Source organism: Olsenella absiana (assembly GCF_036408855.1).
Classification (GTDB): Bacteria; Actinomycetota; Coriobacteriia; order Coriobacteriales; family Atopobiaceae; genus Olsenella_K; species Olsenella_K absiana.
This window is the reverse complement of record NZ_JAZGJQ010000001.1, coordinates 315,775-341,673: the sequence shown is the minus strand read 5'-3', so window position 1 is coordinate 341,673 and position 25,899 is coordinate 315,775. Positions and strand designations below refer to the sequence as shown.

General features: G+C 70.8%; 19 protein-coding genes. 4 read left to right on the top strand and 15 right to left on the bottom strand.

Going from position 1 to position 25,899, the window contains the following annotated elements; genetic code table 11:
• Nucleotides 1-3: 3 nt before the first annotated feature.
• The gene (locus VXJ25_RS01395; RefSeq protein ID WP_330957420.1) at nt 4-957 is read right to left on the bottom strand and encodes a zinc dependent phospholipase C family protein; all 954 of its coding nucleotides are present in this window, start codon (nt 955-957) and stop codon (nt 4-6) included.
• Between the two features lie 257 nt (nt 958-1,214).
• Here VXJ25_RS01395 and VXJ25_RS01390 point away from each other — a divergent pair, with 257 nt between their 5' ends.
• Nucleotides 1,215-2,453 (top strand): MFS transporter, encoded by a 1,239-nt coding sequence (locus VXJ25_RS01390; protein WP_330957419.1) that lies wholly within the window; start codon nt 1,215-1,217, stop codon nt 2,451-2,453.
• Nucleotides 2,454-2,512: 59 nt separating this feature from the next.
• Here the strand turns inward: VXJ25_RS01390 and VXJ25_RS01385 are convergent, their stop codons facing one another.
• The 6 genes from VXJ25_RS01385 to argC form a co-directional block, all read right to left on the bottom strand.
• Nucleotides 2,513-4,582, bottom strand: a complete 2,070-nt coding sequence (locus tag VXJ25_RS01385; protein ID WP_330957418.1) for an L-aspartate oxidase — start codon at nt 4,580-4,582, stop codon at nt 2,513-2,515.
• An 81-nt stretch (nt 4,583-4,663) separates the two neighbouring features.
• On the bottom strand, nt 4,664-5,599 hold the full coding sequence (nadA, locus tag VXJ25_RS01380) for a quinolinate synthase NadA (protein WP_330957417.1): 936 nt from the start codon (nt 5,597-5,599) through the stop codon (nt 4,664-4,666).
• Between the two features lie 101 nt (nt 5,600-5,700).
• The gene (locus tag VXJ25_RS01375) at nt 5,701-6,972 is read right to left on the bottom strand and encodes an aspartate aminotransferase family protein (RefSeq protein ID WP_330957416.1); all 1,272 of its coding nucleotides are present in this window, start codon (nt 6,970-6,972) and stop codon (nt 5,701-5,703) included.
• A gap of 35 nt (nt 6,973-7,007) precedes the next feature.
• Nucleotides 7,008-7,883 carry an acetylglutamate kinase gene (gene argB / locus VXJ25_RS01370; RefSeq protein ID WP_330957415.1) on the bottom strand — a complete coding sequence of 292 codons (876 nt, stop codon included), beginning with the start codon at nt 7,881-7,883 and terminating at the stop codon, nt 7,008-7,010.
• Between the two features lie 71 nt (nt 7,884-7,954).
• Nucleotides 7,955-9,226, bottom strand: coding sequence for a bifunctional glutamate N-acetyltransferase/amino-acid acetyltransferase ArgJ (gene argJ / locus VXJ25_RS01365; RefSeq protein WP_330957414.1), 1,272 nt, complete (start codon nt 9,224-9,226; stop codon nt 7,955-7,957).
• A 125-nt stretch (nt 9,227-9,351) separates the two neighbouring features.
• Nucleotides 9,352-10,440, bottom strand: a complete 1,089-nt coding sequence (gene argC / locus VXJ25_RS01360; protein ID WP_330957413.1) for an N-acetyl-gamma-glutamyl-phosphate reductase — start codon at nt 10,438-10,440, stop codon at nt 9,352-9,354.
• A 273-nt stretch (nt 10,441-10,713) separates the two neighbouring features.
• On the opposite strand from argC, the gene VXJ25_RS01355 reads away from it, so the two are divergent.
• On the top strand, nt 10,714-11,781 hold the full coding sequence (locus VXJ25_RS01355; RefSeq protein ID WP_330957412.1) for an alpha/beta fold hydrolase: 1,068 nt from the start codon (nt 10,714-10,716) through the stop codon (nt 11,779-11,781).
• A 32-nt stretch (nt 11,782-11,813) separates the two neighbouring features.
• On the opposite strand, the gene VXJ25_RS01350 is transcribed toward VXJ25_RS01355, so the two are convergent.
• The 6 genes from VXJ25_RS01350 to VXJ25_RS01325 all read right to left on the bottom strand — a co-directional run bounded on the left by VXJ25_RS01350 (nt 11,814) and on the right by VXJ25_RS01325 (nt 21,375).
• Complete coding sequence (locus tag VXJ25_RS01350) at nt 11,814-13,901, bottom strand: GlgB N-terminal domain-containing protein (protein WP_330957411.1); 2,088 nt, start codon at nt 13,899-13,901, stop codon at nt 11,814-11,816.
• A gap of 122 nt (nt 13,902-14,023) precedes the next feature.
• Complete coding sequence (locus tag VXJ25_RS01345) at nt 14,024-17,710, bottom strand: FtsX-like permease family protein (RefSeq protein WP_330957410.1); 3,687 nt, start codon at nt 17,708-17,710, stop codon at nt 14,024-14,026.
• Between the two features lie 2 nt (nt 17,711-17,712).
• Entirely contained in the window at nt 17,713-18,414 is a 702-nt protein-coding gene (locus VXJ25_RS01340) for an ABC transporter ATP-binding protein (protein WP_330957409.1), read from the bottom strand.
• A gap of 175 nt (nt 18,415-18,589) precedes the next feature.
• Complete coding sequence (locus VXJ25_RS01335; RefSeq protein WP_330957408.1) at nt 18,590-19,051, bottom strand: DUF3426 domain-containing protein; 462 nt, start codon at nt 19,049-19,051, stop codon at nt 18,590-18,592.
• Nucleotides 19,052-19,508: 457 nt separating this feature from the next.
• Nucleotides 19,509-20,876, bottom strand: a complete 1,368-nt coding sequence (locus VXJ25_RS01330) for a serine/threonine-protein kinase (protein WP_330957407.1) — start codon at nt 20,874-20,876, stop codon at nt 19,509-19,511.
• Entirely contained in the window at nt 20,869-21,375 is a 507-nt protein-coding gene (locus tag VXJ25_RS01325) for an XRE family transcriptional regulator (protein WP_330957406.1), read from the bottom strand. Before VXJ25_RS01325 ends, VXJ25_RS01330 begins: the two co-directional genes overlap by 8 nt.
• Nucleotides 21,376-21,529: 154 nt before the next feature.
• On the opposite strand from VXJ25_RS01325, the gene fumC reads away from it, so the two are divergent.
• A complete protein-coding gene (gene fumC, locus VXJ25_RS01320) occupies nt 21,530-22,912 on the top strand; it encodes a class II fumarate hydratase (RefSeq protein ID WP_330957405.1) in 1,383 nt (460 codons plus the stop codon).
• A gap of 4 nt (nt 22,913-22,916) precedes the next feature.
• Nucleotides 22,917-24,068 carry an NAD(P)-dependent malic enzyme gene (locus VXJ25_RS01315; protein WP_330957404.1) on the top strand — a complete coding sequence of 384 codons (1,152 nt, stop codon included), beginning with the start codon at nt 22,917-22,919 and terminating at the stop codon, nt 24,066-24,068.
• Nucleotides 24,069-24,218: 150 nt separating this feature from the next.
• On the opposite strand, the gene VXJ25_RS01310 is transcribed toward VXJ25_RS01315, so the two are convergent.
• Both VXJ25_RS01310 and VXJ25_RS01305 read right to left on the bottom strand, forming a co-directional pair.
• The gene (locus VXJ25_RS01310; RefSeq protein WP_330957403.1) at nt 24,219-24,401 is read right to left on the bottom strand and encodes a hypothetical protein; all 183 of its coding nucleotides are present in this window, start codon (nt 24,399-24,401) and stop codon (nt 24,219-24,221) included.
• 103 nt (nt 24,402-24,504) lie between these two features.
• Nucleotides 24,505-25,827 (bottom strand): Y-family DNA polymerase, encoded by a 1,323-nt coding sequence (locus tag VXJ25_RS01305; protein WP_330957402.1) that lies wholly within the window; start codon nt 25,825-25,827, stop codon nt 24,505-24,507.
• Nucleotides 25,828-25,899: the final 72 nt, after the last annotated feature.

Genomic DNA, 25,899 nt, shown 5'->3' with positions numbered 1-25,899 from the left:
GCGCTATTCCACGGGCTCGCCGGAGAAGTCGAGGCCGCGCGTGATCGTCCGCGCGACCCGCTCGTCCGCGCCGTCGGCGAGCAGCTCCTCGACCGAGAAGGTCACCCTGCCGAGGGCCGCCTCGTAGAGGTCCCAGAACGAGGCGCGGGAGCGCTCGCCGGTGAAGGGGTTCTCCCACGGGAGGTGCTCCCGGTTGTCGAAGTCGCTCGTCTCCTCGGGCCGCACGCGGTGCGCCATGGCCCGGTACAGCGAGTAGCGGCTCGGGGAGAACGCACGCTCGACCGCACCCGCCAGGTCGAGCTTCAACGGGTCGGGGGCGAAGAAGGCGCGCTGCGCCACGCGGAAGCACTCGACCGCGTGCGGGTAGGCGTGGGCGGCCTCCTCTACGGCCGCGCCCGAGAGCTCGGCGACCTGCTCCGCGAAGAGGCGGCCGACGCGTGTGAGCACGCGGTCCTGGGCGAGAAGGACGTGCTCGTAGGGGCGGTAGGCGCGGATGGTCTGGTGGCGCTTCGCGAAGAGGACCATCTCGTCGAGGTCGCGCTCCACCTCGGCGTGCACCCGCCCCGAGTCGCCGCGGTCGAGCCCCTCGACGCCGGCGGCGGTGAGGCCGCGCTCCCAGAAGTAGACGAGCGGGTGCACCGTAGAGTCGAGGAGGTAGTGGCAGAGGAAGCCCGCCACGTAGGCGCACGCGACGCCCTCGTCGCCCGCGTAGGGGTCACGCGCCGCGCGCGCCAGCGAGGCCAGCACCCGCGAGGGGCGCTCGTGGTGCAGCCGGCTGCCCACCTCCCTGTAGGGGCGGCTCCCTATGGGGTCGAGCACGAGGTAGAAGAAGGGGTCCGGCCCCTGGTTGCCCAGGAGGAAGGCGTCCCTCTCGTCCGCCGTCGAGAGCTCGACGGAGCCGAGGACCGCCCCGAAGGCGTCCCGTCCAAAGAAGTCGTGGGTCATGACCGCAGGCATCGTCCGCTCCTCCATCCCCCAGGCCCGCCGGCACCTGCCGGGCGGGCAGCCTCCGCTCAGAGCGTAGCGTAGCGCAAGCGTCCCCGGGAGGGCCCGCGCCCCACGCCGACGCCACCTTACGCTCAGATTACGCGCGGCTGATAATGGGCTAGGCCCGACAGGGCTAGCATGGTCTGTCGCCATTTGCGCAGGACGGCGCCGGCGGCGGGGGTCACGCACCCCGAGGAGGCGCCCCGAGGAGAGGGACGGTGGTTCGCATGGCAGGGCGCAGGCTCGACAGGACCGAGAGGAGCTGGGTCCTCTACGACGTGGGCAACAGCGCGCTCGTGCTTCTCGCCTCGAGCGTCATCCCCATCTACTTCAAGTCGCTCGCGGACGGGCCGGCACTCGTGGCGTGGAGCTACGCCGAGACGGTGGCCTCGCTGATCATCGCCCTTCTCATGCCCGTCCTCGGCAGCATGGCCGACATGCAGGGCATGAAGAAGCGCTTCGTGCTCGGCTGCGTGCTCACCGGCGCCGTGGCGACCGTCGCAATGGGCATCCCCACCGCCCCCATGGCCTTCCTCGTCGTCTACGTCGTCTCCTCGGTCATGCTCAACACCTCGATGGTGTTCTACGACGCCCTGCTCGTGGACGCCACGACAGACGATCGCATGGACGAGGTCTCGAGCCAGGGCTACGCCTGGGGCTACGTCGGCTCCACGATCCCCTTCGTCGCCTGCCTCGCGATCGTCCTCGTGCGCCCCTTCGGCATCTCCATGAGGACGGCCATGCAGATCTCGTTCCTGGTCACCGCCGCCTGGTGGGTGGCCTTCACAGTGCCGCTGCTCAGGAACGTGCGGCAGACCCACTACAAGCCACGGCAGGACCACCCCGTCTCCCGCGCGATCCGAGGCATCGGCGCCACCGCCCGAAAGATATGGGCCGACCGCACCATGCGCTACTACGTCGTCGCCTACTTCTTCTACATCGACGGCGTGCACACCATCATCAAGCTCTCGACCAGCTATGGCTCCGACCTCGGCATCGACGGCACCCAGCTCGTGCTGGCGCTGCTCGTTACCCAGTTCGTGGCCTTCCCCTCCGCCATCGCCTACGGCAGGATGGGCTCGCGCTTCGGCACCAAGCGGATGCTGCTCGCAGGCATCGTCGGCTACACCTTCATCACCCTGTTCGCGGCCTTCTTCCTGCGCACCGCCGCCGAGTTCTGGTTCCTCGCCATCATGGTCGGCCTCTTCCAGGGCGGCATCCAGGCGCTCTCTCGCTCGATGTTCGGCAAGCTCTGCCCCAAGGACCACGCCAACGAGTACTTCGGCTTCTTCGACATCTTCGGCAAGTACGCCGCCATCATGGGCACCTTCATCGTCGCGACCATGACGCAGCTCACCGGCTCCGGCTCGCTCGGCGTCTTCTCCGTCGTCATCCTGTTCGTCGTCGGCTTCGCGGTTATGTGGCGCGTTCCGGAGCGCGGGCGCGCCGAGGAGGAGGCCGCCTAGCGGAGAAGGACGTCCGCCCCAGGCGCCCGCCCGCGCGGGCGCCCTGCGGGCGGCGGGCTCTAGTCGAGGATCTCCAGGTGCTTCATCGAGATGTCGACGATGCCCGAGCTGTGCGTCAGCGCGCCCGAGGAGATGATGTCGACGTCGAGGTCGGCCAGCTGCGCTACGTTCTCCTCGCTCACGTTGCCCGAGATCTCGCACAGGGCGCGGTGGTCGATCAGGCGGATGGACTCGCGCATGTCATCGCGGCTCATGTTGTCGAGCATGATGACGTCCGCACCGGCCTCCACCGCCTCGCGCACCATCTCGATGGTCTCGCACTCGACCTCGATCTTGCACATGAAGGAGACGCGCATGCGCGCCGCCGCGATCGCGGGCTTGACGCCGCCGGCGGCGTTGATGTGGTTGTCCTTGAGGAGCACCGCATCGGAGAGGCCCGTGCGGTGGTTGCCGCCCCCGCCGATGCGCACGGCCGCCTTGTCGAAGACGCGCATGCCCGGCGTGGTCTTGCGCGTGTCGACGAGCTTGGCGTGGGAGCCGGCGGCGGCGAGCAGGTCCACCATCCGCCGCGTGTAGGTCGCCACGCCGCTCATGTGCTGCAGGTAGTTGAGGGCCGTCCTCTCCCCCGCCAGCAGGATGCGCACGTCGCCCTCGACGGAGGCGAGCAGCTGGCCGGCGTGGATGCGGTCGCCGTCGCGCACGAGCGAGGTCACCACCGTGGTGGGGTCGAGGATCTCGAAGACGTGGGTGAAGACGGCGAGGCCCGCGATGACGCCGTCCTGCTTGGCGATCACCTCCACGCGCGCGTGCTTGCGCCCGGAGACGACCGCGTCGGTCGAGACGTCGCCGGAGGGCATGTCCTCCTGGAGGGCGTAGCGGATGTGCTGCTCGGTCGCCACGTTCAGGACCGAGGGGTCCATCGTGGGGCGCATGTCCTTGGTGTGCTCGATGATGATCCGCTCCGCCGCCCGGCGCGCGAACACGAGGCACTCGAGCAGCGAGTTGCTCGCCAGGCGGTTCTTGCCGTGGACGCCGGTACAGGCGGTCTCGCCGACGGCGAAGAGGCGCGACATCGTGGTCTCGGCGTTGGTGTTCACGCGGATGCCGCCCATGAAGTAGTGCTGGGCGGGCACGACCGGGATGGGCTCGGAGAGGATGTCGTAGCCCTGCGCGAGGCAGTACTCGTAGATGTGCTTGAAGTGGGTCTTGATGATGGAGGGCTTGATCCTCTCGAAGGAGAGCCACACGTGCTTGGTCCCCTCGCGCCTCATCTCGGCGAGGATCGCCTGGGCGACCACGTCGCGTGGCTGCAGCTCGTCGCAGAAGCGCTCCATCTTGGAGTTGAGGAGGATGGCCCCCTCGCCGCGGGCGCTCTCGGAGATGAGGAACGAGCGGCCCGGCTCGCTCGAGTAGAGGCTCGTGGGGTGGATCTGCACGTAGTCCATGTGCTCAAGCGCCACGCCGTGCTTGGCGGCGATGCGACAGCCGTCGCCGGTGAGGATCGGGAAGTTGGTGGAGTGCTCGAAGCAGCCGCCGATGCCGCCCGTGGCGAGCACCGTGAAGCGCGAGTAGATCTCGTAGACCTCGTCCGCGTTGTCGTGGTCCTCGGCGCGGATGCCCGTGCAGACCTTCTGGTCGCCCGTGCCCTGGTCGACGAGGATGTCCACCATCTCGGTGTTCTCGTAGATCTCCACGTTGCGGCAGGCGCGCACCTGCAGGAGCAGGGTCTCGGTGATCTCGCGGCCGGTGATGTCCTCGTGGAATAGGATGCGCGGGCGCGAGTGGGCGCCCTCGCGCGTGTAGGCGAGCTCGCCGGAGGGCGTGCGGTTGAAGCGGACGCCGTAGCTGATCAGGTCGTTGATGATGGTGCGCGAGCTGCGGATGAGGATGTCGACGCTCTCGGGGCGGTTCTCGTAGTGGCCCGCCCTCATCGTGTCCTCGTAGAAGGAGTCGTAGTCGTCCTTGTCGTGCAGCACCGAGATGCCGCCCTGGGCGAGCATGGAGTCGCAGGTCTGGATGTCGCCCTTGGCGAGCATCACGATCTTGTAGTTGCGCGGCAGCTTGAGCGCGGTGTAGAGGCCCGCTGCCCCGCAGCCTGCGATCACCACGTCGCACTGGAGCCTCTTCATGGCAGCCCCTCCCCGGCCCGTCCGCCGGGCCCGGCGTCGTCGTCTTCGGTCGCGCCGGGGCGGCCCCGGCCGGCGCACGCCCTAGCGGGCGAGCTCGAGCATGCGGTCGAGCGCGCGCCTCGCCCCCGCGGCGAAGCGCTCGTCCACGTCCGTCTCCCCCGTGCCGTCGCGCAGGCAGGCCAGGACCTTCCCGCCCGTGACCTTCGCCATGTTGGGGCAGACGGGCGTCGTGCGCGGGAAGTAGTAGCGCTTGCGGCCCTGCTGGCCCGTCGCCGCGAGGCGCAGGTCGATCTCGTGGTGGACGCCGTGCACGGTGCAGATGACGTAGTCCTCCTCCGCGCCCGAGACGACCCGCTCGATGATGCCCGAGGTGGAGCCCACGTAGTCCGCCTCGTCCACCACCCAGGAGGCGCACTCGGGGTGGGCGCAGACGACGGCCCCGGGGTGCTGGGCCCTGAGCTCTTGCACCTCGACGAGCTCGATCGCCTCGTGCGTGACGCAGAAGCCGTCGTTCAAGATCACGTTCTTGGAGGGCACCTGCTCGGCGACGTAGTGGCCGAGGTGCATGTCGGGGATGAAGAGCACGTTGCGCTGGGGCAGGCGCCCCACGATCCTCACGGCGTTGGAGGACGTCACGCAGACGTCCGAGAGGGCCTTCGTCTCGGTCGTGGAGTTGACGTAGCAGACGACCGCGAGGTCTTCTCCGTAGCGCTCGCGCGCCTCCTCCACCGTCGAGCGCCTCACCATGTGCGCCATGGGGCACCCCGCCGTGGGGTCCGGCATGAGCACGCGCTTCTCGGGCGAGAGGAGCTTGGCGCTCTCCGCCATGAACTCCACGCCGGCGAAGACGAGGGTCGCGCACGAGAGCTCCTTGGCCTTGCGCGCGAGGTAGAAGGAGTCCCCCACGAAGTCCGCGAGGTCCTGGGCGTCGTCCTCCACGTAGTAGTGGGCGAGGATGACCGCGTCCTTCTCGCGCTTGAGGCGCTCGACCTCCGCGCGCATAGAGTCTGTGACCATGAGCCCCCCAAGCGAGTCCCGGCACTGCGCCACCGAGGATAACACGCCGGGGGTCCCGCGCGCCCACCGGACGAACGTCGCCCGGCGGACGCGCGGGAAGGCTAGCCCGCGAGCTCTGCGAGGAGGTCGCCGAGGGCGTCCGCCATCTCGTCGACCTCGGCCTCGCTCACCACGAGGGGCGGCAGGAACCTCAGGATCGAGTCGCCGATGTGGTTGAGGACGAGCCCCCGCTCGAGGCCCTTCTCCACCACCTCGGTCGCGACCGGCGCGTCGAGCTGGGCGCCGCGCATGAGCCCATGGCCGCGCACCTCGCTGACGTGAGGGAGGCAGGCCAGGCAGGCCGCCAGGTGCTCGCCGCAGGCGATCACGTGCTCGCCTATGCCCTCCTCCACGAGCGCCTCCACGCACGCGCGGCCGACGGCCGCCGCCAGCGCGTTGCCGCCGAAGGTCGACCCGTGGTCTCCCGGCCCCAGGAGGTCGGCTGCCTCGCCCCTCGCCGCGAACGCGCCCATGGGGAAGCCCCCACCGATGCCCTTGGCCATGGTCACGACGTCGGGCTCGATGCCCGCCAGCTGGTAGGAGAAGGGCGCGCCGCAGCGGAAGAAGCCCGTCTGCACCTCGTCCACCACGAGGAGGAGTCCGCGCTCCCGGCACGCCTCCGCGACCCCCCTGAGGTAGTCCGCGTCCGCGGGCCACACGCCGCCCTCGCCCTGCACGCACTCGAGCATAACCGCGCAGAAGGGCCCGCACTCCCCGCCCGGCTCGTCGAGGCGCGCCTCGAGCGCCCCGAGGTCGTTCAGGGGCACGGAGTCGAAGCCCTGAGGGAGCGGCAGGAAGCTCCTGTGGAAGGCCTCCTGGCCCGTGGCCGAGAGGGTCGCGAGCGTGCGGCCGTGGAAGCCGCGCTTGGCCGTGAGGATGGCGCTGGCCCCGCCGAGGCGCCTCTCGCCCCAGCGGCGCGCGACCTTGATCGCGCCCTCGTTGGACTCGGCCCCGGAGTTGGAGAAGAACAGCTTGAAGGCGGAGCCGGTCGAACCCGTCACGTGGCCGGCCCCGTCGGTCGTGGTCGCGAGCAGGGCCGCCACGTCGCGGGCGAGCTCGCCGCGGTTCTCGACGTAGTAGTAGTTGCCAACCTGCCAGAGGCGGCCGGCCTGCTCCTCGAGGGCGGCGACGAGCCTGGGGTGGCCATGCCCGAGCGAGAGGGCGCCAATGCCGCCGAGGAAGTCGAGGTAGGCGTTGCCCGCGGAGTCCCAAAGGCGCGCGCCCTCGCCGCGCACAAACTCGACGGGGAGCCTCCCGTAGGTGTGCATGAGGTAGGTGTCGTCGAGCGCGGCCACGTCCTCGGGGACGCTCCGGCCTATGTTCGCAGCTGCCATGGGTCTCTCCTTGTCTCCGCCGCGCGGGCGGTCGTCTAGTCCTGGGTGAACATGGTGCCGATGCCGGCGTCGGTGAAGATCTCGAGCAGGATCGAGTGCGGGTAGGTGCCGTTCAGGATGTGCACCTGCTCCACGCCGGCGTCGAGCGCGGAGGCGATGGCCGTGACCTTGGGGATCATACCGCTCGAGAGCGTCCCCGACTCGAGCAGCTGGTGGGTCTCGCTCCGCGTGACCTGCGTGACGAGGCTGTCCTCGTCGTCGACGTCGGCGAGAAGCCCGTCGACGTCCGTGAGGTAGACGAGCTTGTGGGCCTTGAGAGCCTTGGCGGTCTCCGAGGCGGCGACGTCGGCGTTCACGTTGTAGAAGCCGTCCGGGCCGCAGCCCACCGAGGCGACCACCGGGATGTAGCCGGCGTCGAGGACCGCCTCGACGAGCTCGCAGTTGACCTTGCGGATCCTCCCCACGCGCCCGAGGTCGGCGCTCACCGGTTCGCACTTGAAGGTCTTTCCGTCCGCGCCGGAGATGCCCACCGCGTTGTTGCCGTACTCGTTCAGGGCCCAGACCAGCTGCTGGTTGACCTTGCCGATCAGGACCTCCTGGACGGCCTCCATGGTCGCGTCGTCGGTCACGCGCAGCCCGTCCTTGAAGCGCACAGGGATGTCGAGCTGCGAGAGCAGGCGGTTTATCGCCTTGCCGCCGCCGTGGACGAGGACGACGCGCATGCCCATGAGCTTGAGCATCTCGATGTCGGCTACGACGCCGGCCATGAGCTCCTCGTTCTCCATCGCAGAGCCGCCGTACTTGACGACGACGGTCTCGCCGCGCCACTCGTTGATCCACGGCAGCGCCTCCACGAGGACGTTCGCCTTCTGGAGCGCCTCCTCGCGCATGATCCGGTCGTGCCTCTTCATCGGTCCTCCCTCTCGACTCTCCCATCCTGGTGGCGCGGCGACCCCGGCCCTCCCGGGGCGCCGCCATGCCGCTAGGTCCTGTACTCCCCGTTGATCCTCACGTAGTCGTGCGTGAGGTCGCAGGTCCAGATCCTGCAGGAGGCGTCGCCCATGTGGAGGTCGAGCGCGATGGGCACCTCCGGCGCCTCGAAGCGGCGAAGCATCTCCTCCTCGTCCATGGGCACCGCCATGCCGCCGCGGCAGACCGCGACGCCCAGGAAGTCTATGTCGACCCGCGCCTGGTCGAAGGCGACGCCGCACTTGCCGGCCGCCGCCGCCACGCGCCCCCAGTTCGCGTCGTGGCCGAAGACGGCCGTCTTCACCAGGGGCGAGTTGGCGACCGCGCGGGCAACCTCCTCCGCGTCGGCCGGGGTCGCCGCGCCCGTCACGTCCACGGTGACGAGCTTGGTCGAGCCCTCGCCGTCCGCCGCGATCTGGCGTGCGAGCTGCTCGGCGACCGCGCGCACGGCGGCCGCGAGCGCGGGGTAGCCGGCCGACCCCACGTCGATCTCGTCGCCGCCTGCGGCGCCCGTCGCAAGCAGGAAGCAGGAGTCGTTGGTGGAGGTGTCGGAGTCGACGGTCACCTTGTTGAAGCTCGCGCGCACGGCCGCGCCGAGCGCCGAGGCTGCCGCGGCACGGGTGAGGGGCGCGTCGGTCGAGAGCACGCAGAGCATGGTCGCCATGTTTGGCTGGATCATGCCCGAGCCCTTCACGAAGCCGCCCACGTGCACCACCCTGCCGCCGACCTCGCCGGCGAGCGCGAACTCCTTGGGGTGGGTGTCGGTGGTCATCACGGCGCGCGCCGCGGCGTGGGCGCCGGCCGCGTCGTGGGAGAGCGCCTGGAGGGCGGCCGGCACGCCAGAGGCGAAGGGGGCCTCGTCGAGCTGGACGCCGATGACGCCGGTCGAGGCGACGAGGACCTGCCCCTCCGCGCAGCCGAGCGCACGGGCGAGCAGGGCCGCCGACTCGCGTGCGACGCCGAGCCCGCGCTCCCCGGTAGCCGCGTTGGCGTTGCCGGAGTTGAGCATCACCGCGCGGGCGGAACCCGCTGCCGCGCGCGGGCGCGAAACCTGCACGGGCGCCGCGCAGAAGCGGTTCTGCGTGAAGGTCGCCGCACAGGTTGCGGGCTCGTCCGCGACGACGAGGGCGAGGTCGAGGCGGGCGGGGTCCTTGCGGAAGCCCGCGTGGACGCCGGAGGCGGCGACGCCGGAGGCGGCGCAGACGCCCCCCTCGCAGGGGGCGAAGCCGAACGAGGCGGCTCCGGACGACTCGTCGGGAACTGGTATCGCATCGAAGGTGGACATGGTCGCATCCCTTCCTGTCAGGGCGTAAGCGGCGCACGACGCCCGGCGAACCCAGGCGCCCGGAGTGCCGCGCGCTCTCTCTGATTTGCTCTTCCGGGGCCTGGCGCCAGGGCCAGCCAGGTCGCCTATACCACGGGCGCCACGAAGTCGAGCCCTGCCGTCTCGGGCAGGCCGCAGACCAGGTTGGCGCACTGCACCGCCTGCGCCGCGGCCCCCTTCCCGAGGTTGTCGATGGCGGCGGAGGCGACGAGCACGTGGCGTCGTCGCGCGTCCAACGCGACGCCCACCTGGGCGCGCGCCGTGCCGGCGACGGAGGCGCAGGAGGGCATCGCGTGGGCGGGAAGGACGCTCACGAGCGCCTCATCGCGGTAGCGGTCCTCGTAGATGGCCTGGACCTGGTCTGGCGTGACCTCGGGCGCGACCTCGAGGTAGACCGTCGCCACAAGGCCGCGCTTGAGCGGCACCAGGTGCGGCGTGAAGACGACGTCGACGGGCGAGCCCGCCACGGCCGAGAGGGTCTGCTCCATCTCGGGGGTGTGGCGGTGCGACCCCACTCCGTATGCCTCGACGGAGTCGCTCGCATGGCAGAAGTGCGTGCGCTCGGAGGGCTTGCGACCTGCCCCCGAAACGCCGGACTTGGCGTCTGACACGACGAGCGAGGAGGTGACGATGCCCGCCTCGAGGGCGGGGGCAGCGGCCAGCGCCGTCGCGGTGGGGTAGCAGCCCGGGGCCGCGACCAGGACGGGCTTACCCGAGGCACGGCGGCGCCCGAGCTCCACGAGGGCCGCGCGGTTGAGCTCGGGCAGGCCGTAGACCGCCTCGGCGAGGAGCTCGGGGGAGGTGTGGGGCGTCTTGTACCAGGCCTCGTACACCGCGGGGTCCTTCAGGCGATAGTCCGCCGAGAGGTCGACGACCGAGACGCCGCGCTCGAGGAGGGCCGGCGTGATGGCGAGGGAGGCGGTGTGAGGCACCGCGAGGAAGGCGAGGTCCGCGGCCGCGGCGATCGCGTCGGGGTCGGGCAGCGAGAAGGTCGCGGCGCACGACCCGAGGAGGGCCGGGTAGACGTCGGAGAGGGCAACCCCTGCGGCCTTTCGGTCGCAGGCCATCGCCAGCTCGAGGTCGGGGTGGGCGAGCACGAGTCGCACGACCTCGACGCCGGCGAAGCCGGTGGCGCCGACGACACAGACACGGATATGGCTGGGGGTTGCAGACATGTGATAAGACCTCTCTTCTTATCGCCGCTTATCAGGAAGCCGAGGGCATCGTTGTGTGGCCGCATGGCCGGTGCCCCGCTCATACCGATCCCGCGCTCGGCGGGCGTAGTGGGGCTACCCTAGCACAACGCCGCGGGGCCCCGGGTCCGCCCGCGCGTTGTTATTCTTCTCGACACATGCCCCCGTGGCGGGCCCGCGCCCGGCCGCAAGATTGGCGCTATAGTGTCTTGCGTGCGCCCGCCAGGGCGCGAGCACCAGCAAGAAGGAGAGAAGATGCCCGCCTCCACCGCCTACAGCAACCGAGAGCTCAGAGCCAAGAGGGGTGACCTCAGCATCTACGGCCAGCTCTACCTGCCCGGCTCCTGGGACGGCTCGCCCCTCCCCACCGTCGTCTGCGCCCACGGCTTCGGCGCCAACTACCTGCACAACGTGCCCTACGCCTGGACGCTCGCCGAGGCCGGCTTCGCGGTGTACTGCTTCGACTTCTGCGGCGGTGGCTACGCCTCGAGGAGCGACGGCAACCCCATCAACATGTCGCTCGAGACGGAGCTCGCCGACTTCGAGTGCGTGGTGGACATGGTCCGCGGCCAGGACTTCTGCGATCCCTCGTGCGTCGTCTGCATGGGCGAGGACCTCGGCGGGCTCGTGGCCACCATGGTCGCCGACGCCCTGCCGGACGAGGTGAGCGCCCTCGTCCTTCTCTACCCCACCCTGCAGCTGCACGACGAGACCAGGCGCACCTTCCCCACCAAGAAGAACATCCCGCAGTCCTACCGCCTCTCCGGCATGCGCGTGGGCCGCGGCTTCGGGGAGGCCGCCTGGGACGCCAACCCCTACACGCACATGCGCGACTTCGGCGGCGACGTGCTCATCGTGCACGGCGACGAGGACGCGACCAGCCTCATCGAGTACTCCGAGCGCGCGGCGGAGGTCTTCCGCTCGGCGAGGCTCGAGACGATCCACGGCGGCCGGCACGTCTTCCGCGACCAGGCCCTCGAGCGCGCCCAGGGGCTCGTCCTGCGCTTCGTGCGCGAGCAGGCCTCCAAGGCGGCGGCCCGCCTGCGCGAGGAGGCGCGCCAGCGCGCGCTCGCCGAGGCCGCCACGCAGGCGACCCAGGACGCGATCCGCGCCGCGCAGCAGGCCCTCGCGGAGGAGTTCCCCGCAGACCCCGTCGCGCCGGGCCAGCTCACCCTCGGTGAGGCCACGGCGCCGGAGCCGGCGGAGGCCGCGGGCGAGAAGGACGTGGCGCCCGCGCCCGCGCCGAGGCGCTCGCGCTACGTGCAGCCCGACCCCAGCAAGCTCGGCCGTCGCCGTGCGCGCCACTTCCGCGGGGACGCGTAGGCGGCCAAGGCCCGCCCGCCCGTGGCGACTGGCTACCTGATCCGGAAGAGCAGGCCCGTGTCGCCCGGCACGCTGAGCGTCGCCCACCCGTCGACGACGGGGACGCTCGCCGGCCGCAGGCCCTCCCCCTCGCGCGCCGCGCCCGCCCCGGGGTCGCCGACGCCCTCGCTCGCGCCCGCATCGCCCCGGGCGGGCGAGAGGGCCTCCGGGAGCCCCGCGTCCTTCTCGCCCACCGCCGCCGCGGGAGCGGTGGGCGCCTCGGGCCCCACGAACCTCTCGCCCTCGACGTCCACGCAGCCGTCCTCGCTCCTGCCGCCGAAGCGCTCCCAGTCCGTGGAGAGCACGAGCTCGAGCGAGGTGGCGAAGGAGACCGCGAGCCCGAAGTCGCGCTGGGCGGGCTCGCCGAGGTTGAGCACGCAGGCGTAGCGCTCCTGCCCCCACCGGCGCTCGAAGGCGAACACGAGCCGCTCGCGTGCGCGGTCGCCTATCCCGAGCCAGGTGAAGCCCTCCCCGCGGAAGTCCCAGCGCCAGAGCGCGGGCGTGTCGAGGTAGAGCCGGTTGAGCTCGCTCATGAAGCGGTAGAACTCGAGGTGGGTCGCGGGGTCGCCCGAAAGCGACTCCTCGCCCGCGCCGGGCGTCTCGCGCGCGACCTCGGGCGCCCTCTGCGGGTCCATGAGGTCCCAGTCCTGCAGGCGCCGGGCGTCCCACTCGCGCAGCTGGCCCCACTCCGAGCCCATGAAGTTGAGCTTCTTGCCGGGGTGGCAGGCCATGTAGAGGTAGAAGGCGCGCGCCGAGCGGAACTTGCGCGCCCAGGGGCCGAAGCACTTGCCCGGCAGCGTCGACTTGCCGTAGACGTTTTCGTCGTGGCTGAGCGGCAGGACCCAGTGCTCGCTCGGGAAGTAGTGCATGGAGAAGAGCAGGTCGCCGTAGTGCTCCCTGCGCTCGAAGTCCTGCTTGCGAAAGAAGTCGGTCGTGTCGTTGACCCAGCCCATGTCCCACTTGTAGTCGAAGCCGAGCCCGCCGCGGGCCGGGTCGCCCGTGACCTGCGGGAAGGTCGAGGAGTCCTCGGCGATGAGGGTGCAGCCGGGGACCGCGCGGTGCAGCGCCGCGTTGAGGCGCCTCACGAAGTCGACCGACCCCTCGTTCACGCCGCGCGACGGGTCGCCCTGCCAGTACAGCAGGCGGCTGACGGCGTCCATGCGCAGGCCGTCGAAGTGGAACTCCTCGAGCCACCAGCGCGCGGCCGAGGCCACGAAGCTCTGCACGTCGCCGCGGGTGAGCATGAAGTTGTGGCTCCCCCACTCGGAGACGCCCAGCTCGGGCGAGGGGTACTCGTAGAGCTTGGTGCCGTCGAAGTCCGCCAGCCCATAGGCGTCGCTCGCGAAGTGCACCGGCACGAAGTCCATCACGCAGGCGACGTTCGCCTGGTGCAGCCTGTCGACCAGGCGCTTGAGCTCGCAGGCCGTGCCGAAGCGGCTCGTCGGCGAGAAGAACCCGGTGTTCTGGTAGCCCCAGCTCTCGTCGAGGGGGTGCTCCGAGAGGGGCATGAACTCGACGCAGTTATAGCCCGCGTCCGTCACGTGGCCGATGAGCTGGTCGGCGACCTCGTCGTAGCGGTACCAGTCGGTCCTGCCGGGACCCTTGCGCCTCCAGCTCGCGAGGTTCACCTCGTACATGTTGAGGGGCACGTCGAGCGGGGGCCTGCCGAGGGCGTCGGCGGCCGCGGCGCGCGCGGCCACCCACTCGCCGTCGCCCCACTCGTACCAGAGGCTGCGCACGATCGAGCGGTGGCGCGGCCTGAGGTCCATGCCGAACCCGTAGGGGTCCACGTGCCGGCGGGCGCTCCCGTCGTATGCGCGGACCTCGAGCTCGTAGGGGAGGCCGTCGCGGACGTGCGAGGCCGTCGTCTCCCAGACGCAGCCGTCGCCCACCCGCATCATCGGGACGGGCGCGCGCCCCTCGAGCAGGAGCGTGACCCCGAGGGCGCTCGGGGCGTAGACCCTGAAGACGGCCGTCGTGTCGTCGAGGAGGTGGGCGCCGAAGTAGCGGTAGGCGTCCGTGCAGTCCCCCGTGTGGAACGCGAACGCGTCGAAGCCGTCCTTGGTCTTCCCTACGATCATCTGAGGCGCTCCTCCCAATCCCGGCCCGAGGCGGCGCGGGCGCGCATGCGGGCGCGGCCGCACGCGGTCGCATCGTGCAAGGTTATATATTCTAGTCCATCCCGCCGGCGCGCCGACGCGCCCTAGTCCACGCTCTTCAGGCTCTCCACCATGTCGACGCCGTCGAGCTTGCGGCGCATGATCGCCATGACGGCGAGGGAGAACGCGACCGTCAGCGCGAAGGCGGCCACGAAGCTCGCCGGGTGTATCGCCCTGCCGAACATGACGTAGTCCACCTCGGCCGTGGTAACCACGAAGTTCTCGAGCCAGACGCCCAGGAGGAGACCGAGGGCGTCGCCCATGAGGGTGAGCAGCAGCGTCTCGCGGAACACGTAGCGGTAGACCTCCCGCCTCGTGAAGCCGAGCACCTTCAGGGTCGCGATCTCGCGGATGCGCTCCTCCACGTTGATGTTGGTGAGGTTGTAGAGCACGATGAACGCGAGCGCGGCGGCGGAGACGATGAGCACCACGACCACCACGTCGACCACGGAGAGCATGCTGCGGTACTGGTCGATCGCCTCGTCGGAGAAGACCACGGTCGAGACGTGCGACAGCTCGTGCAGCCGCCCGGAGACCTCGGCGTGGGCGGCCGCGTCTCCCTCGAGCTCGCACAGCATGGTCGAGAAGGACGGCTCCTCCGGAGACGCCTCCCGCCAGGCGTCGCGGCCCACGTAGACGTAGTTGCCGACGTAGTTCTCGACGACGCCGGTCACGGTCAGGGCCCTCCCCTCCCCCCTGACGTTGCCCACCTCGTCCTGGTCGAAGAGGACGACCTGGTCGCCCACGGAGATGCCGTGGAGGCTCGCGAGCTTCTCGGTCACGAGGACCGAGCCGTCGTCGAAGGGCACCGGCTCCTGCGTCCGCCGGTCACGGAAGTCCACGAGAGCGCCGAGCTCCTCGGCGCTCTCGGGCACCACGACCGAGACGCGCGTGGTCGCCGTGGCCTCCTCGTCGCCTCCGGTACCGCCTGCCTGCATATTCTCCGCCTGGACGCGCGTGACGCCCGAGGCGGCACCCGACGAGGCGAGGAGGTCCGTGACCGCCGAGACGTCCAGCTCGTCGTCCGTGCCGTCCATGCCGACGGTGGTGTTGTAGCGGACGATCGAGGAGGGCTCGCCGGCCTGCTCCGTCGGGCCGAACTGCAGCTCGATGATGTCCCAGATGGAGTCGTGCAGGCCGAAGCCCACGAGGAGCAGCGCGGTGCAGCCGGCGATCCCGACGACCGTCATGAGCAGCCGGCGCTTGTACCTGAAGAGGTTGCGCGCGCAGACCTTCCAGAGGAAGGAGAGGCGCCGCCAGAGGGGTCGTGCGCGCTCGAGGAGGATGCGTTTGCCCGGCTTGGGCGCGCGCGGCAGCATCAGCTCCGCCGGGGTCTCGGAGAGGCTCGACCAGACCGCGGCCCACGTTGCCGCGAGCGTCACGCCCACGCCGAGGCCGCCAGACTGGATAGCGACGAGCGCGTCGAGCGGCAGCGGCCGCGGCAGCGGCGGCACCGCGTAGATGATCGCGTACGACCCGATGACTATGGAGGGCAGGACCTGGGAGAGGACAACCATCCCGAGGACGGCGCCTGCGCCTGCGGCCGCGAGCGCGTACGCGAGGTAGCGGCTGGCGATGCGCGCCTTGCCATAGCCAAGCGCCTTGTAGGTGCCGATCACCACGCGGTCGTCCTCGACCATGCGCGTCATGGTCGTGAGCGCGACGAGGGCGGCGACGAGGAAGAAGATGAGGGGGAAGACGTCGGCGATGTGGTCCATGCGCTCGGTGTCCGCCCGGTAGGTGGCCGCGCCCTCGCTCTGCGTGCGGTCGAGGACGTACACGTCGGGAAGCTCGATGGCGTCTATCTCCGCCTGGGCATCCTCGATCTGGGACCAGGCGGTGCCGAACCTGTCGTCCGCCTCGGCGAGGCCGTCCTCGTAGGAGGAAAGCCCCTCCTCGTAGCGGGAGCGTGCGTCCTCGAGCTGGGCGCGGGAGGAGGAGAGCCGGGCGGCCGCCTCGTCGAGGCGCCCCTTTGCGGAGGAGAGCTCGCCCTTGGCGTCGAGCCTCCTCTGGTCGAGCTCCGCCTGGCCTCGTGCGAGCTCGTCCTCGCCGGCGGCGAGCTGGGCACGGCCGTCGTCGAGCTGGGAGCGCGCCTCGGCGAGGGCCTCGGCGGACGAGCGCGCCTGCTCGAGCTGCGTCAGCTCGTCGTCCGTGGGGAGCGCAGCCTCCAGCTGGGCGATTGCACCCTCGAGGGGCGCGATCGCCCCCTCGGCCTGGTCGGCGGCCGCGAGGGCGGCGTCGAGCTGGGCGAGCGCGCCCTCCAGCCCCTCCCGCTCGGCCTCGAGCGCGGAGCGCGCTTCCTCGAAGCCCTCGGAGGCGGCGTCGAGGGCGGCGATCCTGGCGTCTACGTCCGCGATGCCGTCCGCGACCTCCTGGCGGCGCGCGGCCGCCTCGTCGCGCGCGGCGACTGCCGCCTCGGCCTGCGCGAGCTGGGTGCGGAGGTCGTCGAGCGTGGCCCGGGCGGACGCGGCCGCGGCGAGGCGCTCGTCGAGGGCGTCCGCGTAGCCCTGGGCCGTGTCGGCGCTGACGCCCGCAGGCCCGAGCGCGGCGGCGAGCCCTGCCATGCCCTCCTGCCAGGCTGCCTCGGCGGCATCGAGCTCCTCTCGCCTGGACGCGAGCTCGGCGGCCCCCTCGTCGAGGGCCGCCTGGGCGTCGGCGAGCTGCGAGGCGGCGGAGTCGCGCGCGGACTCGTAGGCGGCGAGGCCCTCGTCTAACTCCCGCTGCCCCTCCGCGAGCTGGCGGGCGCCCTCTTCGATCCGGGAGGCGGAGTCGTCGAGCGTGGCCTTGGCGTCCGCGAGCTCGCCGTACGTCTCGTCGTGTCGCTCGTCGTACTCCCGGACCTTCTCGTCCAGCTTGTCCTGGGCCCTCCGCCTGAGGGTGTCCTGGCGCGCCTGGGCGAGCTCTCCCGCCGCGTCCTCGATGCGCCCCTTGACCTCGCCGACCGCGGACTCGTAGGCGTCGGAGCCCGACGGCTCGGAGGAGGCGCCCGCGACCTCGAGGTAGACCTCCGTGTAGGGCGCGTCCGCGAGGAAGGCGTCCTCGGGGACGTAGAGGTAGTGCTCGACGCTGCCCGAGCCGAGGGTCGTGGAGCCGTAGCTGCCCGTGTAGACGTAGTCGGGCGCCACGACCCTGCCCGTGACCGTGAAGCTGCGCTCCTCGAGCTCCTCGTCGAGGCTCGAGGTGCCGTAGAGGACCGTCACGATGTCGCCGATCGCGAGGGCCCCGGCCCCGGCCGCGGAGACGACGCACTCGTCGGGCGCGCTCGGCCAGGAGCCCTCGCGCAGGATGGGACGGTTGAGGTAGGAGGGGTCGTCCGCCTCCGAGGAGGCCTCGCCGCAGGAGGACGTCGCGGCGGCGGCGACGTCCAGCGAGGAGATGCGCACGGCGACCTGCTCGTCGCCCACGCGCGCCATCGCGTCGACCGTGCGCGAGGGCATCGCGGCGCCGACGCCCTCGACGCCGGCGACGCGCGCGACGTCCGCGTCGTCGAAGCCGAGGGTGGAGACGACCCTGAGGTCCCACAGGCCCGTGCCGTCGTAGAGCCGGTCCGCTGCCAGGCGCATGTCGGGGCCGCACATCTTGAGGCCGGCGTAGAACCCGCAGCCGAGGGCGACGATGCCCATGATCGCCAGGAAGCGTCCGAGGGAGGAGCGGATGGAGCGCAGCACGCCCTTCGCGAAGGCGGAGCGCGCGCGGACGGGGCGCCTCGTCCCGTGACCCCGGGCGCCCATGCCTACCACTCCACGCTCATGGCGTCCGCGGGGTGCGCGTTGAGCTCGACGGAGGAGGCGCGTCCCTCGCGCACGCGGATGACGCGGTCGGCCACCTGCGTGAAGGCGAGGTTGTGCGTCACGATGGCGACCGTGCGGCCGGTCTCGCGCGCGGTGTCCTGCAGGAGCCTCAGGATCTGCTTGCCGGTCACGTAGTCGAGCGCCCCCGTCGGCTCGTCGCACAGCAGCAGCTTGGGGTTCTTGGCGAGGGCGCGGGCGATGGCGACGCGCTGCTGCTCGCCGCCGGAGAGCTGAGCGGGGAAGTTGTCCGCGCGCTCGGCGAGCCCGACCTTCGCGAGGACCTCGTCGGCCGGCAGGGGGTCGTCCGAGATCTGGCTCGCGAGCTCCACGTTCTCGAGGGCGGTCAGGTTCTGCACCAGGTTGTAGAACTGGAACACGAAACCGATGTCGTGGCGCCTATACTGCGTGAGCTCGCGCTCCGAGAGCGAGCTCACGACGCGATCCCCCAGCCTGATCGTACCGGAGGTCGCCGAGTCCATGCCGCCGAGCATGTTGAGGACGGTCGTCTTGCCGGCACCCGACGGCCCCACGATCACGGCGAGCTCGCCCCGCTCGATGTCGAAGGTCATCCCGTCGACCGCGCGGACCTCGACGTCGCCCATCCTGTACGTCTTAGTGACGTCCCTGAACTCGACGAATGCCATGCGCACCTCCCCTTTGGCACATCTTGTCACAGGGAAGCGCCACGCGCCAGCAAGCCGGGGGCGGGCGGGGCGCAGGGCGAGCCTGCGTGGGGTCCTGGCCCACATGGCATCCGACGAGGCCCGCCCGTGCCGACCGGCGACCCTGCCGTCCGGGCCCCGCGCCGCCCAGCGGCGTCTAGTAGCCCGTCACCTCGGAGAGCTCGTAGGAGGCCACGTCCTCGGGGTCGACCGTGCCCGAGGCGTTGAACTTCCAGGTGCCGCCCGCCTTCAGCTCGGTCGCGTTGGCGTAGGCGTTGCCCACCTGGTTGCCGTCCGCGTCGTAGAGGACGTAGGTCACCTGCACGTAGGAGCAGTCCTTACCGGAGTTGTTGGTCAGCGTGCCGCTGATCTGGTACAGGTACGGGTTGGAGGTGTCGACCTCCTCGTCGCTCACCGGAAACTTCTCCGCCGGCTCGGAGGCGGTCTGCTGGGTGCCCGCGGACGCTTGCGCGTCGCCCGAGACCGCCTGCGCGTCCGATCCGGACTTGCCGTTGCCGCCCATGCCGGCGATGACCGCCAGCGCGACCACTACCACCACGACGATGAGGACGACCTTGCCCTTGCCGCCCTTCTTCTTGCTCTTCTCGACCTCTGCCATCTGGACCCCCTTCGTGAGTACCCCGCGCACCCAGTGCCGGCGCGGAGAAGCAAACCGTGAGGGCAAGCCTAGGCAAGCCGCGCATGCCGTTCATTAGCTGCCGGCTAAGTCCCGCGCGTCGTCGGTCTCTCGAAGGGCCTGATCGAACTGCCCGTCCTCTCCCGTCCAGAGGTATCGACGGGAGGGACTCAGCATATGCGAAGCCGATTCGTCCGGAGGACTTGCCGGCAGCCTCGACTTTCGCTTCCCGCGCGAGAAGAAGCGGGGCGTCCACCGCCTTGCGAGCCGAAGGGCCGGAACTGCGGCACTGCCTGGGGAATGCCGATCGGAGAATCCGCATCGCGGCGTCTCCACGTGGATAGTCGAGAAGTCAGAGAGCGGCGGCGGTGAGAGGGCCCGTCGCGCCTACTGGCGGGGAGGGGCGCACGGATGGCGCCGTGCCGTCCGGGCGCCAACGCTACACGACGGCCGTCGCGGCGGCGCCGCCCGTGAGCGCCACCACGATGGATGCGAGCACCCAGACGAGAAGCATCGCCGCGAGGTAGGCGGACGCGCGCGAGACGAGGAGCCCCAGGGAGGCACCCGCGGAGGCGCCGCTCCCGTAGCCCCCCGTGCCCACCAAGAGCGAGCAGAGCTCGTAGGCGGGCAGCAGGAGGCCCCAGAGCCCGAGGGAGACAAGGATTGCGGCGCTCCCCAGCGCCTGGCCCGGGGGCAGGCCGGCGGTGCTCCCAGGGATGCCCGCCACCACCATGAGCTCGAAGAGGGCGAGCAGGGCGGCGAGGACCCGGACGGCGAGCCTGCGCGCCGCGCCCGCTGACCGGACTCCACCGACGAGCTCGGGCATCCCGCGCAGGGCGAGCGTGGGGAGCGCCTGGGAGATCCAGGCCACGACCGGGCGAGGGCCGCGACCTCCGCCCCCCGCCGCCTGGCCCGGGTCGGCAGGGCGCCCCGCAACCAGAGTGGGCTCGGAGGTGCGCCCCGCCGCCTCGCGGGCAGCCCTCGCGAGCTCGCCAGCGCTCCCGTAGCGCCGGCTCGGCTCGAAGGAGCACGCCCTTCTCGCCACCCCGGCGAGGCGCGCGAGGGCCACGGCCTCACCCTCCGCGCCCGACGTCACCCCGGCTCCGGAGCCGGGGGAAGGCACCACCCGGGCCGTCCCCCCGCACGCGAGGAGCCGCTCGTACGCGCGGTCCCCCGAGGCCTCTCCCGTGAGCGCGCACGCGAGGAGCCGGCCTAGCGAGAAGACGTCCGAGCGCGCGTCCGTCTGTGCGAACCCGAACTGCTCGGGGGCCGAGAAGCCCCTGGTGCCCAGCACGGTGGTATCGCGCTCCCGCGCCTCGTCGCGCACACGCGAGATTCCGAGGTCGGTGAGGTAGGCGCCCCGGGGCGAAACGATCACGTTCGAGGGCTTGACGTCTCGGTGTACGACCTGCTGCGCGTGCAGGGCGTCGGCCGCCGAGCAGACGTCGTCGAACACGTCGAGGGCGCGAGCGACGCCGAGCGCGCCGCGCTCGGCCAGCAGCTCGTCTAGGGGCGTCCCCTCCACGTAGTCGTAGGTGACGACGAGCCCGTCGGGCGTGGCGTACATGCCCTCGACCCTCGGCAGGTGCGGGTCCGAGGCGCGCATGGCACGCGCCCACGCCTCGGCGTTGGCGAGCTCCCACGGGATGCGCTTACGCACGTAGGGCCCCTCGCCCCCGATGGTGACGAGCTCGGTCGTGCCCGAGGGCCCATCCCTCAGGACGCGCTCGACGGCGTAGGCGTCATCTGCCCCGAGGGCGTGGAAGGCGAGGGAGTCCTCGTCGAGTCCAGGCGCGTCCTCAGCCAACCAGGGTCTCCTCCCCCAGCTCGTAGAGCTTGTCGTCCGTCGCCGCGCGGCTAAGGCCCCGGTCCACGCAGAAGGCGATGATCGCGTCTCGGCGGTCCTTGACCCACAGCTCCGCGTTGCCCGATAGGCGCAGGAGCCGCTGGGTCTCGCGCAGCGACGCACCGAGGGAGAGGGCGAGTGCGAGGGCCGTGTCACGTCCGGGACGACGGGTGCCCTGGAAGACCTGGTAGCCGAAGGTCGCGTTGACGCCGCTCTCGCGGATGACCCGGGCACGCCTGAGGCCGCTCTTCTCGAGGAGGTGGGCGAGGTAGGCCACGAGGTCGCGGCCTTCGACGGGGTGGCCCGGGCCCTCGAGGTAGGCCTCGGGGCTCGCGCTGGAGAGGAGCTGCTCCAGGAGCTCCTCGGTCAGAATCTCGTCGCACGCCGAAGACCCGGCACCTGCGTCGTCGCCCGCGACGGCACCCCGACCGTCCGTACGTCCCTCTCCCGCTACCACCATGCGCTCCCCTCGACGTGGCGCACCATTATACCGTCGTGCAGCGCATGCGCCTGCGGGGCTCGACGTGCGCTCGCGTGCCGCCGCCCCTCCCCGGCAGGGCGGCGCAGAAAAGTCCTATCCTTTTGCCATCGACCGGCAAGGATAGGAGAGGCACATGGAATACCGCTACGAGCACGACTCCATGGGCGAGGTGAGGGTCCCGGCGGACGCGCTCTGGGGCGCGCAGACGCAGCGCTCCCTCGAGAACTTCCCCATAGGGGACCAGACCATGCCCAGGGAGGTCGTCCGGGCGCTCGCGCTCGTGAAGAAGGCGGCCGCCCAGGCCAACGCCGAGCTCGGCGTGCTCGACCAGACCGTCGCCTCCCTCATCGAGGAGGCGGCCGACGAGGTGCTCGCCGGCGAGCACGACGACGCCTTCCCCCTCAAGGTCTGGCAGACCGGCTCGGGGACCCAGTCCAACATGAACATGAACGAGGTCCTCGCCCACATAGCGAACGCCCACGCCGCCGAGCGCGGCATCGCCCTCGAGCGGCCCGTGCACCCCAACGACGACGTCAACCGCAGCCAGAGCTCCAACGACGCCTTCCCCTGCGCGCTCAGCGTCGCGGCGGCTCTCGCGCTGGTCGAGGAGGTCATCCCTCCGGCGCAGCGCCTCATGGACACGTTCAAGCGCCTCGAGGTCGAGAACGAGGGCGTCGTGAAGAGCGGCAGGACCCACCTGCAGGACGCGGTGCCCATCGCCTTCAGCCAGGAGGTCTTCGGCTGGCGCGGCCTCGTGGCGACGCCGCTCGACCAGATGGTGAAGGTCCTCCCCTTCCTCTACCGGCTCCCCCTGGGCGCCACCGCCGTGGGAACCGGGCTCAACGCCCCCGAGGGCTTCGGCGACCTCGCGGCCGAGAAGCTCCATGAGCTCACCGACCTGCCCTTCCGGACGGACCCCAACAAGTTCCACGCCCTCACCTCGAAGGACTCGGTCGTCTTCGCGCACGCCGCGATCAAGGCCCTGGCCTGCAACCTCATGAAGGTGGCGAACGACGTCCGCTGGCTCGCCTCCGGCCCGCGCTGCGGCCTGGGAGAGATCAGCATCCCCGCCAACGAGCCGGGTAGCTCCATCATGCCCGGCAAGGTCAACCCCACCCAGTGCGAGGCTCTGACCATGGTCGCCGTCGAGGTCATGGGCAACGACGCCGCCATCGGCTTCGCCGCCTCCCAGGGCAACTTCGAGCTCAACGTCTTCATGCCCCTCATAGCCTACGACTACCTCGAGTCCGCGCGCCTGCTGGGCGACGCGATCGCGAGCTTCGACGAGAGGTGCGCCTCCGGCATCGTTGCCAACAGAGAAAAGATGGCGAACAACCTGCACAACTCGCTTATGCTGGTGACCTGCCTCAACCCCTACATCGGATACGAGAGGGCCGCCAAGGTCGCGCACAAGGCCTACGAGGACGGCGTCTCGCTGAGGGAGGCCTGCTGCGAGCTCGGCTTCCTCAGCGAGGAGGAGTTCGACAAGGTGTTCAAACCGGAGGAGATGGTCTAGGCACATGGACGACATCAGCAGGAGGAGCCTCGAGCTCCACGAGAGGCTGCAGGGCAAGATCGAGGTCGTGTCGCGCGCGAAGGTCGAGACCGTCGAGGACCTCTCGCTGGTCTACACCCCGGGCGTCGCCGAGCCCTGCCGCCAGATCCAGGCGGACTACCAGAAGTCCTGGGAGCTCACGCGCCGCAGCCACCTCGTCGCGGTCATCACCGACGGCACCGCCATCCTCGGCCTCGGCGACATCGGACCGGCCGCGGGCATGCCGGTCATGGAGGGTAAGTGCGCCCTCTTCAAGGAGTTCGGCGACGTGGACGCCTTCCCCATCTGCGTCGACACCCACGACACCGACGAGTTCGTCCGCACGGTGCAGCTGATTTCCAAGAGCTTCGGCGGCATCAACCTCGAGGACATCGCCGCGCCGCGCTGCTTCGAGATCGAGCGCAGGCTCCAGGAGGTCTGCGACGTCCCCGTCTTCCACGACGACCAGCACGGGACCGCCGTCGTCCTGGCGGCCGCCCTCATCAACGCCATCAAGGTGACGCACAAGCAGACGGGCGATCTGCGCATCGTGATCAACGGCGCCGGGGCCGCGGGCTGCGCCATCGCCACGCTCCTCGTCCACATGGGCTTCGGCAACGTGATCCTGTGCGACGTCAACGGGATCATCTGCGAGGGCGACGAGGGGCTGCACGCAGGCCAGGAGGCCCTCTCCCACGTCACCAACGCTGACCACGAGCACGGCACGCTCGCCGACGCCCTCAAGGGGGCCGACGTCTTCGTCGGCGTCTCCAGGGGCAACCTCGTGACCCCCGAGATGGTCTCCACCATGAACGAGGGCATCGTCTTCCCGATGGCCAACCCCGTGCCGGAGATCATGCCAGACAAGGCCCTCGAGGGCGGCGCCGCGATCGTCGGCACCGGCCGCTCGGACTTCCCGAACCAGATCAACAACGTCCTGGTCTTCCCCGGCATCTTCAAGGGCGCGCTGCAGGCGCATGCCAAGAGGATCACCGAGGAGATGGAGGTCGCGGCGGCGCACGCCATCGCGTCGCTCATCCCCGACGAGGAGCTCTCGCCCACCAACATCATCCCCTCGGCGCTCAACAAGTCCGTGGCGGACGTCGTGGCCAAGGCCGTAGCCGATCACGTGGAGTAGGGCCGCTCCTCCGCTCGCAACCCAGGCGCCCCTGCCAGGCAGGGGCCTTCCGGGGCCGTCGCGCTCGCGCGGCGGCCCCTTCCCTTTGGCGGGGGGACCGCATGGCGGGGGACCGCGCCTCGCCCCGGTGCGAGCCGGCCTCCTCGCGCCCTACCCGCCTGCCGGCCGGCCGCATCCGCCGGCAGCGGAGGCGTCCGGCGCCTCGACGTCGTTTCCGCCCCACTCGTCGAGGGCCTCGCGCTCGACCTCGCGCTCCTTTTCGCGCAGGGCCTCCTCGAACCCCTTGAGCGGGTTGAACGGCATGAATATCTTGGCCCTCTCGCTCAGCGGCATCCTGGGATGCCGCACGTAGAGGTCGTCCGGACCGAGGCCGCCGCCCGCAGCGGCGCCTGCCTCTGATCCTCCCGTGACGCGTCCTATGGCGAACCTCCCCTCCCTAGGCTCCCTCTCCGCTCCTGTGACCGCCGATCTGCGCATGGCGCTCGCGCGCCGTGGCCCCGGGCAGGAGGTCTATGCCCTTGAGCACTGCGTTCTTGCCGAACTTCCGCTTGATATCGTTGATGGCGCGCTGCCGCGTGCGCTCGCGCTCGCGCGCGCCCTCGTCGGCGAAGAGGTCGAGCTGGGTGCCCGCGGCGCCGAGCGGGGCGACCTCGGTGAGACTCACCCCCACGCGGTGGACGGGCCGCTCCCGCGACACCCCCTCGTCCCAGGCCGCGCGCGCCGCCTCGCGGAGCTCGCGCAGGGAGCTCGTGGGGCTCGCCAGTCTGCGCGCCCCGGAGGCGCCGGGGCCGCCGTAGAAGCGCAGGTTCCCGGCGCGCCGCATCCGGTCGCGCTCCTCGGCCGTGAGCGCGTAGCCCACCCAGAACGAGACGCCGCCCGCGACCTCCCCCTCGTCCACGAGCCTGAGCGAGAGGTCGTCCAGCATCTCCTTCACGACGAGCCACGCGTTGTCGAAGTCCTTGTCGCACCCGAAGACCTGGGCGCTCGTGTACATCCTGCTCCTTGAGCGATAGCCCTTTATGTCCGCCATGGTGCAGGGCTCCTGGCCCCAGGCGTGGTCGATCAGTATCTCCGCGTCACGGCCGAGGACCTCGTAGACGGGCTCGGGCGCAGCGAGTGCGAGCTCCCCCATGGTGTGTATGCCCAGCTCGGAGAGCCGCCTGGCGATCCCCGGCCCGACGCGCCAGAAGTCCGTGATCGGGCGGTGGTTCCACAGGGTCTGGCGGTAGGACTCCTCGTCCAGCTCCCCGAAGAAGCCGGGGCTGTGCTTGGCCGTTATGTCGAGCGCCACCTTGGCGAGGTAGAGGTTGGTGCCCAGCCCGCAGGTCGCCGGGATGCCGTTGCGCGCCACCACGTCCTCGCGGATGCGCTCGCCGAGCTCACGGGCGCCCATGCCGTACAGGTCGAGGTAGGGCGTGACGTCCAGGAAGGCCTCGTCGATGGAGTAGACGTGGACGTCCTCCTTGCCGACCCACCTGAGGTAGGTGCCGTAGATCTCGGCGCTCTTCTGGATGTAGCGGGCCATCCGGGGAGGGGCCATGGTATAGGGAATGCCCTTGGGTATCTCGAACACGCGGCAGCGGTTGCGCACGCCGAGGGCCTTCATGCTTGGGCTGACCGCGAGGCAGATGGTCTTCTCCGTCCGCGTGCCGTCCGCCACGACGAGGTTGGTGGTCATGGGGTCGAGCCCGCGGTCTGCGCACTCGACGCTGGCGTAGAAGCTCTTGAGGTCTATGCAGAGGTACTGCCGCTCCCCCATGCCGCCTCCCTTCGGTCGCCTCGGCATGCGAACAATTGTACGTCCAAACGCAGCGCGGCGCCAGCCCGGAGG